This window comes from Pseudomonas sp. RIT623 (assembly GCF_004519305.1).
GTDB lineage: Bacteria > Pseudomonadota > Gammaproteobacteria > Pseudomonadales > Pseudomonadaceae > Aquipseudomonas.
This window is the reverse complement of sequence record NZ_SOZA01000027.1, coordinates 1-10,306: the sequence shown is the minus strand read 5'-3', so window position 1 is coordinate 10,306 and position 10,306 is coordinate 1. Positions and strand designations below refer to the sequence as shown.

Below are 10,306 nucleotides of genomic sequence, written 5' to 3'. Positions count from 1 at the left end.
TGTCATGCAAAGTTCATCTGGCTGGGGTATGGCGACGCACGCGGGCGGCTCAAGGCCGGCCGATGCCGTTGCACACCGACGGGTTGCCGATATCGGTGCCTTCGCCATAGGCATCGAACAGGAAGGTGCGGCGCAGCTCATCGGCGAATGGCTGTGGCAAGGTCACGAAGACATGGCCCATCACCGCGATCCGCCGCTGGCCGGCGTACAGTTCGCCGAGGAAATCGCGAATCGCCCGGGTATCCGCGGGGTTCTGATAGCACTGGCCGAGCAGCAGGTTGCTGAAACCGACGATGGGGTAACCCGTGCTGGCAACCGGCAGGTCGCCGGCGGCACTGCCATAGGTCGGTACCCAACGCAGCGGGTTGCCGCGCTCGGCGGCGCTGGCCGGCGCCTGCGGGGTACCCAGCCCGGCCTGGGCCGCCAGCACGGTGGGTAGCGCCGCCGTCCCGGCGGCCATGGGCAGCTTGCTGACCCGGGCGACCTTGCTGTTCTTGCCCGCTTCGGTGTAGTTGGCGGCCACGTAGCCAATGGCTCCGTCGTTAAGGCTGACCTGAGCCGTCACGTCGGCGCTGGTGGCAACCGCCAGCCAATGGCCAGGCGGGGTGGCGAGGCTGGCGGTGGTGAAGCGGGACGCTACCCTGAATGCCGACGGGCAGCTGTCGTTGAGGAACCGCGACAGCACCTCGGTGGTACCGCTGTCGCCCGCGCGGTACACCACCCGTACCGGCGTGCTGTCGACAGTGCCCAGCACCTGGCCCCAGGTGGCCAACGCCCCGGAGAACACCCCGCACAACTGCTGAGCGCTGAGCTGGAGCGTATCGAGCCCGCTCTTCTGATAGGGAATCGCCACCGCCATGCCGGCCACCGGCACCTGGATCATCGGCCCGTAGGCGCTTTGCCGAGTGCTGCGATAGCTGGCCAGTTCGCTGGCCGTGAGCACTGCCTCGCCTGCGGCGAAATCGACGGTGCCACCCGCCGCCTGCCAGATCAGCGTCGGATCGTTGGCCAGGAACGCCTGCTTGCCGGCCAGGCTGTTGACGGCGCTGTAGGTGAAACCATCGGGCAACAGCCGTGGCAGCGTGGGGTACAGCGGGTTGCCGGTGTAAAGCCGCTTCACCGCCGTGGAACCGCCACCGTTGACCTCGGCGCAGGCCGTGCCGGCCAGCAGCGCGGCACAGGCCAGGGCGGCCAGTTGCAGGGATCTTTTCTTGAACACGTGTTGGGCTCCTTCATGCACACGAAGAAAACCCCGGCGGCGCCCACGGGCACCGCCAGGGTCATGCCCTCATCCAATAGATGCGGGCCACTGGGGAACAGCCGTATTACGAGCGACCGATACCGTTGCAGACGTTGCTGTTGCCGATATCGAGGCCTTCGTTGCCAGCGTTGCTGATGAAGGCTTTCTTGACTTCTGCGGCAAACGCCGGTGGCACCGGCACGAACGAATGGATGCCGATGGCCAGGTCGTGGTTGCCGCTGTACAGGTCGTCGAGGAAGCCGCGAACCGCGGTGGCATCGGCGGCGTCCTTGTAGCATTGGCCAACCAGCAGGTTGGTGTAGCCGACGATCGGGTAGCCGGTGGTCGGGACCGGTTTGTCGCTGGCACCACGACCGAAGGTGACAGCCCAGCTGGCTGGGTTGGCACGGTCGGTGCTCGGAGCGGTGGCGCTGCCCAGGGCGATCTGCGCCTGGTCGACGGTCGGCAGCACCGCGGTGCCACTGGCCAGCTTGCTGACACGGGCGACCTGGGCGTTGTTGGCGGTGTCGACGAAGTCAGGGCTGACGTAGCCGATGGCGCCGTCGGTAGCGTTCACCGCGTTGACCACATCGGCGCTGCCAGCGACGGCTTGCCAGGTGCTCGGCTCGGTGCCGACGTTGGCGCTGGTGAAGGTGCTGCTGACCGAGAAGGCAGTCGGGCAAGAATCGTTGAGGAAGCGCGCCAGCAGTTCGGTGGTGCCGCTGCTACCGGCACGGTAGATCACCTTGATCGGGGTGGTGTCGCCGTTGCCCAGCAGGGCACCCCAGGTAGCGATGCTGCCGGAGAACACGCCGCACAGTTGCGCGGCGTTGACCTGCAGGTTGCTGACACCGTTGCGGTGGTAAGGAATGGTCACGCTGGTACCGACCGCCGGTACCTGGACCAGCTTGCCCCAGGCAGCGGCGCGGGTGCTGTTATAGGTCGACAGTTCGCTGGCGCTGAGCACCGAGTCGGAGCCGGCGAAGTCGACGTTGGTGCCGGCAGGCTGGTTGATCGACGCAGGCGCGTTGGTCAGGAAAGCGGTCTTGCCACCGCCGCTGCCCACGCCGGTGTAGCTGAAGCCGCTTGGCAGGATACCTTCCCAGGTGGCGTTGCCGTTGTACAGCGGCTCAGGCAGGGTGGCACCGCCGCCGACCACGGCGGCCATGGATTGGGCCGAAGCCAGGGTAGCAGCCACCAGGGAGGCGGCGATCACAGTACGCTTAAACATGAAGCAATCTCCTATCGTCGTGTTCGTACGTTGAGTGGGTCGCGCATTGCTGTGGCCGAGGCCGTACACCCTGATCCAGAGGGGCTGGAGGCCTGTCCACGAAGGCAACATTCGCAGCTTGTGGTGACAGCCAAAGGAAAAAACATCGGGAGTTCGGCAGGGAAAAACTCGGGTGTCGCGGGGTGGTTCCGGCGGTTTTTCCGGGAGGTGAAGGAGGCAGGCCAGCGGTTATGGGTGATGCTGATCTGGAGGATTACCCGCAAGGCACTCGGGAGGTTGGCCAGGCCGCGAAAAAAGTTTCAATGCAGAGTGACTGATAGGCGCTGCTGGGGTCGTGGTGAACGCCTGGTGGCCCTCCACACGAAATCGAGCTGTTCAGGCGCCAACGGAATGTTATACAATAACATTTAATTTGAAACGCCATTCCTGTCTGCGACCCAGCCAATGACCAGCGCCACTGCCCCTTCCCCCCTGCCCAACCAACGCCTGCAAAGCATCGACGCCCTACGCGGCCTGGTGATCCTGTTCATGCTCCTGGACCACGTGCGCGAAACCTTCTTTCTGCACCGCCAGGTCAGCGACCCGATGACGATCGACGCAACCGACCCCAGCCTGTTTGCCAGCCGCACCCTGGCGCACCTGTGCGCCCCGGTGTTCGTGCTGCTCACCGGGTTGTCCGCCTGGTTGTACGGCGAAAAGCACCGGGGCCGTGGCGACGTCTCGGCCTTTCTATTAAAGCGCGGGCTGTTCCTGGTCGTGCTGGAGTTCACCTTGGTCAACTTCGCCTGGACCTTCCAGCTGCCACCCAGTGTGATCTACCTGCAGGTGATCTGGGCCATAGGCCTGAGCATGATCGCCCTGTCGCTGCTGGTGTGGTTGCCACGCCCGGCGCTTATCGCCCTGGGCGCGCTGATCGTCGCTGGCCACAACCTGCTCGATGGCCTGCACTTCGAGCCGGCATCGGCCCTGCATGTGCCATGGGCGGTCCTGCACGATCGCGGCTGGTTGGAGGTCTGCGACAACTTGCGCTTGCGCACATCCTATCCGTTGTTGCCGTGGATCGGCGTGATCGTCCTGGGCTACGCCCTTGGCCCATGGTTCGCCCGCACCAGCCAGGCCGATGCCCGCCAACGGCGGCTGCTGCTGGCCGGGGCTCTGGCCCTGCTGGGTTTCGTTGCACTGCGCCTGCTCAATGGTTACGGCGAAGCGCCCTGGAGCAGTTACCCCAGTGTCACGCAGACGCTAATGAGTTTCTTCAACATCACCAAGTACCCACCTTCGCTGCTGTTCCTGGCCCTGACCCTGGGCGCCGGGCTGCTGTTGCTACGCGGCTTCGAGCGTGCCGGCAGCGCTCGCTGGATCGGCGCGCTGGCGGTGTTCGGCGCGGCGCCGATGTTCTTCTACCTGCTGCACCTGTATGTGCTCAAGGGGCTGTACCTGGCCAGCGTCGGCCTGTTCGGCCGCAACCAGGGCGAATATTTCGGTTTCGAGGGTGTCGCCGCGGTCTGGCTGCTGGCCATGTTGCTGGCTGCCGCGCTGTACCTGCCGGTCCGCGGCTTCGCCCGGTTGAAGGCGCGGCGCCGCGACCTGGCCTGGCTCAAGTACCTGTAAAGGCGTTTCGCCCGGCGGTGCGATGGTCTACCATGCCGCCCGCCGGTTTCCACACGGAATCAAAAGGGAATCCCAGGCGCGTCCAGCGCGCGCCGAACGGAACTGCCCCCGCAACTGTAGGTGCCGAGCCCACGCCATCGATGCCACTGGATGATCCATCCGGGAAGGCCGGCGCCGGGCCTGGACGCACCAGTCAGGAGACCTGCCGGCACGTGTTCACCAACCGGCGGGGTGTCCGGGATGGTCATCCGCCTTGCGCTCGCAGCCCCTCGCTCGTGCCCGGCGATGCCTGTCCGTGCCCATGACCGCACAACGCAAGACAGGAGACCGCCCCACCATGTTGCCCCACCTCGCCACCGTCGTCGCCGGCTTGACCCTGTGCGCGCTGGCCCAGGCCGATAGCCCTGCCAGTGCCACCCAGTATCCGTTGACCCTCGACAACTGCGGCGTGCCCCAGACCCTCGCCCGGGCGCCCGAACGCGCGGTGACCATCGGCCAGGCCGGCAGCGAACTGCTCTATGCCCTGGGCCTGGGCGAACGCCTGGCCGGCACTTCGTTGTGGTTCAACAACGTACTGCCCGAGTTCAAGGCGCAGAACGACAAGGTCGAGCGCCTGGCCGATAACGAACCAAGTTTCGAGGCGGTGGTGGCCAAGCGTCCGCAACTGGTGGCGGTGCAGTTCGAATGGATGGTCGGTGCCCAAGGCGCGGTCGCCACCCGCGAACAGTTCGCCGAATTGCAGATTCCCACCTACCTGCTGCCCTCCGATTGCGAAGGCAAGGACAACCTGGTGGGCGCCGATGGCACCCGTCTGCAACCGTTCAAGGTGCAGAGCATCTACAAGAGCATCAGCCAACTGGCCGAGATCTTCGACGTGCAGGCGCGCGGCGCCGCCCTCAACACAGCACTCCAGGGCAGCCTGCAGCGTGCTCAGCAACAACTGGTGGGCAAGGACCTGAGCCACACCAGCGCGTTGTTCTGGTTCTCCAGCGCCGACTTGGCGCTCGACCCGTACGTGGCCGGCCGTCAGGGCGTGGCCGACTTCATGCTGCAGACCCTAGGGGTGCGCAACGTGGTCGAGTCCAACGAGGAATGGCCGACCGTAGGCTGGGAAACCCTGGCCAAGGCCAATCCCACCTGGCTGATCATCGCGCGCATGGACCGACGCCGCTACCCCGCCGATGACTATCAGAAGAAACTCCAGTTCCTGCGCAGCGACCCGCTGACCCGTAACATGGAGGCGGTGAAACAGGACCGCATCATCGTCCTCGACGCCGATGCCATGCAGGCCGGCCTTCGTCTGTTCCGCGGGCTGCAAGTGCTGTCCACGGCCTTCGCCAGCGGTAAAGCGGCGCAACCATGAGTCGCCTGCTGCCCCTTGGCGCCTTCGCGCTGCTCGCCCTGGGCCTGGCCATGCTCGCGGGTATCGCCATCGGCGAAACCCCAGTGAGCGCCGAAGTGGTCTGGCAGGTGCTGGCCAATCATCTGTGGCAAGCGGGCTACCCACTCGATCCGATCGACGCCGGCATCGTCTGGAACTACCGGTTGCCGCGTACCCTGGTGGCCGCTGCCTGCGGCGCGGGCCTGGCCACCTGCGGGGTGATTCTCCAGGCGTTGCTGCGCAACCCGCTGGCAGAGCCGTATTTGCTGGGCCTGTCCGCCGGGGCCTCGACCGGCGCCGTGGCGGTCGGCCTGCTCGGCCTGGGCGGCGCGGCGCTGTCGCTGTCCGGCGGCGCCTTCCTCGGCGCACTGGCGGCCTTTGCCTTGGTGCTGGCGCTGTCCCGGGCCAGCGGCAGCCGCCATGACAATGCTCAGGTGATCCTTGCCGGGATCGCCGGCTCGCAGCTGTTCAACGCGCTCACCGCGTTCCTGATCACCAAATCCGCCACCGCCGAGCAAGCCCGCGGCATCCTGTTCTGGCTGCTGGGCAACCTCAGCGGGGTGCGCTGGCCAGCGGTAGCCCTGGCGGTACCGATGGCCGTGTTGGGGCTGCTGGTCTGCCTGGGCCATCGGCGGGCATTGGATGCCTTCACCTTCGGCGCCGATTCCGCCGCCTCGCTCGGTGTGCCAGTGCGCCGCACCCAGCTGCTGCTGATCAGCTGCGCGGCATTGGTGACCGCGGTGATGGTGTCGATCGTCGGCGCCATCGGTTTCGTCGGGCTGGTCATTCCCCATGCGCTGCGCCTGTTGCTGGGCCCCGGGCACAGCCGCCTGGTGCCGGCCAGCGCGCTGGGCGGGGCGTTGTTCCTGATCGTCGCCGATATCCTGTCGCGCACGCTGATCGCCGGCCAGGTGGTTCCGGTGGGGGTGGTCACCGCACTGATCGGCGCGCCGCTGTTCGCACTGATCCTGGTCAGCCGTCGGGGGCGCCCATGACGGCGCTGCACACCCCCGCAATGGCCCCCATCAGTTGCCAGGGCGTGCACCTGCGCCTAGGTGGGCGCGAGGTGCTGCATGGTATCGACCTGGCCGTTCGGCCCGGCGAGACCCTCGGCCTGGTCGGCCCCAATGGCTCCGGCAAGTCCACCTTGCTCAAGCTGCTGGCCGGGCTGCGCGCGCCCAGCAGCGGCAGCGTCCAGTTGCTCGGGACGCCCCTGGCGGCCCTGCCCCGCCGCCGTGTCGCCCAGGCCCTGGCCCTGGTCGAGCAGCAGGCCGACACCCTGGATGCGATCCGCGTGTTCGACGCCGTCGCCCTGGGCCGCACCCCCTGGCTATCGGCCCTGGCTCCCTTCGGAGCAGGCGACCGCGCCATCGTCGAGCAGGCACTGGCCGACGTCGACGCCAGTCACCTGGGCCAACGCCGCTGGGGTGAGCTGTCCGGCGGCGAACGCCAACGTGTGCATATCGCCCGCGCACTGGCGCAACGCCCGCAGGTATTGTTGCTGGATGAGCCGACCAACCACCTCGACATCCAGCACCAGTTGACTTTGCTCGGCCAGGTCCAGGCGCTGCCGATAACGACCCTGGTGGCGTTGCACGACCTCAATCAGGCGCTGACCTGCGATCGCCTGGCCGTGCTCGATCAGGGCCGTCTGCTGGCCCTCGGCAAACCGGCGCTGGTGCTGACACCCGAGCGACTGCTCGCTACTTTCGGCGTGCACGCCCACTACCTCATCGACCCTTTCGACGGCGCGCGCATCCTGCGCTTTCGCGCTCCTGAGCCGGGAAAACGCCCGTGAAGCCCCTAGCCCTCGCCCTCCCCTTGCTGGGCTTGACGCCCCTGGCCCTGGCCGATTCCAGCCAGTCGCAGGCCAAGGGCTGGCTCGCCGACAGCCGTTGGCAGTTGCTCAACCGCAGCGTCTTCGACCAGCGCGACTACCGCCATGGCGGGCGCAACAGCGGCGCGCGCAACGCCTACAAACCCCGCGCCGAGCGCAACGGCAAGGCTGAGGAATGGGCCTATGGTTTGATGGGCACGTTCAACTCGGGCTTCACCCAGGGACCTGTCGGGGTTGGCGTGGATGCCCATGCCTACCTCGGCGTGCAGCTGGACAGCGGCGGCGGCCGTGCCGGCAAGGCGCGGCTACTGGGGCTGGACAATCAAGGTCATGCCAAGCGCGACTACAGCCGTGGCGGCGCGGCACTGAAGCTGCGGGCCTCCAACACCGTGCTGTCCTATGGCGAGCAGCGGGTCAAGACACCAGTGTTCAGCTCATCCGACAGCCGCCTGCTGCCCGAAACCGCCACCGGCCTGTTCCTCACCAGCCAGGAACTGGATACGCTCAAGCTGGTTGCCGGGCACTTCAGCGAAAGCACCGATCGCAACGCCTCCAGCCATGACCGGGGCTTCGTGGTCAACTACTCCAACGCCCGCCAGGGCAAGCAGTTCGACTTGGCCGGCGCCGTATGGAACCCGTCCGCCACGCTCAGCGCCAGTCTCTACACCTCGCGTTATCAGGACAGCTGGAACCAACATTATCTTGCCAGCACCCTGAGCCATGCCCTGGACGCGCGACGCAGCCTCAGCCTGGACCTCAACCTGTACCGCACCACCGACACCGGCAAGGCGCTGTCCGGGCGTATCGACAACACCACCTGGAGCCTGGTCTCGCGTTACGCCGAGGGGCCGCATGCCTTCAGCCTCGGCTGGCAGCAAGTGGATGGCGATACACCGTTCGACTACGTGACCCGCGGCGCGATCTTGCTCGGCAACGCGGTGCAACTGTCCGACTTCAATGCGCCGAACGAGAAGTCGTGGCAGGCGCGCTATGACCTGAACATGGCCGGATATGGCGTGCCGGGGTTGAGCTTGACGGCGCTGTATGTGCGGGGGTTCGCTATCGACGGGACACACGTGGACCCACGCGGCGGCTATGCCTACCTGGGCTATGGCAAGGAGGGTCGGCATTGGGAACGTGACCTGGAGGCGCGCTATGTGCTGCAGGATGGCAAGGCCAAGGGGGTCGCGTTCTCGTTGCGGCACAATGTGCACCGAGGCAACACCGCGCAGGCGGAACTGGATGGGGACCAGATCCGCCTGGCGGTGGAGTGGCCACTGTCGGGTGGATGGTGATTCAGGCCGCTGGGAGCCGAGTCAGGTCGAAGCTCGGCAGGATCATGCCGGCGCAGTCGCCTGGGGTAGCTGCCAGTAGGCCAACTCCTGTGGTGTCAAGCTGGCCAGTACCTGGCGGAAAATTTCGCTGAACTCGCTGCTGACATTGCCGAACGCCTGGTAGTTGCTGAGCAGGTAGCGCTTGACCGTGTTCGGCCAGTTTCCGGCCTTGTGCGCGGCGATGATGATGCCTTTGGCGTCCTGGTAATAGGCTGCCGGCTTCACCTCGGTCAGACGCCGCTCGAAATGCCCGCAGGTCCACTCATCTGCACGGGCCTCGAATTCGTCCAGCAGTTTCACTTTGTATAACGCAAGCTCTGGCATGGGTTAGCTCCTTGGCGTTGACGGGAAGGAGACGGTAGGCGATTGCGCTTGGGGTGAAAATGAACGGGGTGTTGAGGGATGCCGCCTGATACGGGAAGGGTCTGACAAACGAGCGAGAGGGGCTGCCAGAGCAGCCTTGCCAGCCAGTAGGCCCTCGTCATGCCAGGGGCCGCTCGCCCAGCCGCTCGCCGAATCGTAGCAGGTAGCCGTCCGGGTCCTGCACCAGAAACTGACGTAGCCCGACCTCGATATCATCGGCACGGTACCAGGCGTCTTCACAGGCCTGGAACAGCGGCCAGCGCCGCTGCTCGAGCCGTGCCAGCAACGGCGCCACGGCCGTCACCTCGATCTGCAGGTTGATCCCCCGCCCCAGGGGTTTGACCAGAGCGGCGGTCAACCAGTGGTCGTCAGCGTCGAACTGTTCGAGCATCACCTGTGCCCCCTCACGTTCAAGAAAGACGAAATGCTGCTCGGGCCGTCGGTAGGCGATCGTGAAGCCGAGCAGGTCAACCCAGAAGGCAACGCTGGTGGCCAGGTCGGTGACGAGCAGTTCAGGGACAAGTGCATTGCGTGAGAGCATCCGAATCTTCCTTGAGCCGCGCATGCGCAAAACCGCCATGATAACGATTAATCAGCCACAGGCATCGACCTTCCACCAGGCCGGCCGGCTGCCTTTGAACGCATGCGCAACCGGTCTAAGGCCCGGCGCCTGTGGGTCGTCGAAACAGCCCAGCAACAAGGCCACGGTCGGCCCATCGTCGACGGCACCCAGGGAGCTGCCGCAGGTGGCGCAGAAGGCACGGCTGGACGCTGACGAGGAACGGTACAGCGCAGGCGCACGCCCCTCCCCGACCCAGCTGACCGCTGCCTTGTCGAACTCGACCCAACACAGGGTCAAGCCACCCGAGTGCCGCTGGCACTGGGAACAGGAACAGGTATGGGGACAATCGGCCTCGCCCTCGGCGATAAAACGGATGCGGCCACACAGGCAGCCACCAGTAAAGCGGGTCATCGCACGCACCTCCTGCACTGACGGGAGCTGGCACGATAGCCAAGGGCGCAGCGATTGTTGGACGGATAAAGTGTTACACCATATGGCATGGGCGCAGGCGAAGACTGCACCCGGCATGCCCCACTGCTAGAGTGCCCGCCCTGATACACAGAGACAATGGAACCTAATTGATGGACAGAATGATTCAATTTGTTGCCGTGGTCGTGCTGTGCACGCTCATTGGTACCGCTTGCGAGTACTACGCGGTGAATCAATACCTGAAATGGTTGTTGATGGCGCTGCCAGCCATCGTCTGGGTGCGCCTGCGCAATCCATTCCAGCGCTGAACGCAACTGA

At 65.8% G+C, this 10,306-nt stretch carries 11 protein-coding genes and 1 riboswitch; of the genes, 6 read left to right on the top strand and 5 right to left on the bottom strand.

The genetic code is table 11. The features are described from left to right. Positions 1–49: 49 nt before the first annotated feature. Positions 50–1,219, bottom strand: coding sequence for a substrate-binding domain-containing protein (locus tag E3U47_RS17515; RefSeq protein WP_134692935.1), 1,170 nt, complete (start codon positions 1,217–1,219; stop codon positions 50–52). Positions 1,220–1,325: 106 nt separating this feature from the next. Further along, positions 1,326–2,471 (bottom strand): substrate-binding domain-containing protein, encoded by a 1,146-nt coding sequence (locus tag E3U47_RS17510; RefSeq protein ID WP_134692934.1) that lies wholly within the window; start codon positions 2,469–2,471, stop codon positions 1,326–1,328. A gap of 444 nt (positions 2,472–2,915) precedes the next feature. Between E3U47_RS17510 and E3U47_RS17505 the strand changes: the two genes are divergently transcribed. From E3U47_RS17505 to E3U47_RS17485, 5 genes are all read left to right on the top strand, one after another. Then, positions 2,916–4,082 carry a DUF1624 domain-containing protein gene (locus E3U47_RS17505; protein WP_134692933.1) on the top strand — a complete coding sequence of 389 codons (1,167 nt, stop codon included), beginning with the start codon at positions 2,916–2,918 and terminating at the stop codon, positions 4,080–4,082. Positions 4,083–4,108: 26 nt separating this feature from the next. Next, a riboswitch (cobalamin riboswitch) is annotated at positions 4,109–4,307 on the top strand. 112 nt (positions 4,308–4,419) lie between these two features. Then, complete coding sequence (locus E3U47_RS17500; RefSeq protein WP_134692932.1) at positions 4,420–5,445, top strand: ABC transporter substrate-binding protein; 1,026 nt, start codon at positions 4,420–4,422, stop codon at positions 5,443–5,445. Beyond that, complete coding sequence (locus E3U47_RS17495; RefSeq protein WP_134692931.1) at positions 5,442–6,458, top strand: iron ABC transporter permease; 1,017 nt, start codon at positions 5,442–5,444, stop codon at positions 6,456–6,458. The genes E3U47_RS17500 and E3U47_RS17495 overlap by 4 nt, the downstream gene beginning before the upstream one ends. After that, a complete protein-coding gene (locus E3U47_RS17490) occupies positions 6,455–7,261 on the top strand; it encodes an ABC transporter ATP-binding protein (protein ID WP_134692930.1) in 807 nt (268 codons plus the stop codon). Before E3U47_RS17495 ends, E3U47_RS17490 begins: the two co-directional genes overlap by 4 nt. After that, complete coding sequence (locus E3U47_RS17485) at positions 7,258–8,595, top strand: OprD family porin (RefSeq protein ID WP_134692929.1); 1,338 nt, start codon at positions 7,258–7,260, stop codon at positions 8,593–8,595. The genes E3U47_RS17490 and E3U47_RS17485 overlap by 4 nt, the downstream gene beginning before the upstream one ends. Before the next feature lie 42 nt (positions 8,596–8,637). On the opposite strand, the gene E3U47_RS17480 is transcribed toward E3U47_RS17485, so the two are convergent. The 3 genes from E3U47_RS17480 to E3U47_RS17470 form a co-directional block, all read right to left on the bottom strand. After that, the gene (locus E3U47_RS17480; RefSeq protein ID WP_134692928.1) at positions 8,638–8,958 is read right to left on the bottom strand and encodes a hypothetical protein; all 321 of its coding nucleotides are present in this window, start codon (positions 8,956–8,958) and stop codon (positions 8,638–8,640) included. A gap of 157 nt (positions 8,959–9,115) precedes the next feature. Next, entirely contained in the window at positions 9,116–9,538 is a 423-nt protein-coding gene (locus E3U47_RS17475) for a VOC family protein (protein WP_134692927.1), read from the bottom strand. 51 nt (positions 9,539–9,589) lie between these two features. Continuing rightward, entirely contained in the window at positions 9,590–9,970 is a 381-nt protein-coding gene (locus E3U47_RS17470; protein WP_134692926.1) for a GFA family protein, read from the bottom strand. A 170-nt stretch (positions 9,971–10,140) separates the two neighbouring features. Between E3U47_RS17470 and E3U47_RS25015 the strand changes: the two genes are divergently transcribed. Next, positions 10,141–10,296: a hypothetical protein gene (locus tag E3U47_RS25015; protein WP_167659504.1), complete on the top strand. Its 156-nt coding sequence runs from the start codon at positions 10,141–10,143 to the stop codon at positions 10,294–10,296. Positions 10,297–10,306 lie beyond the last annotated feature (10 nt).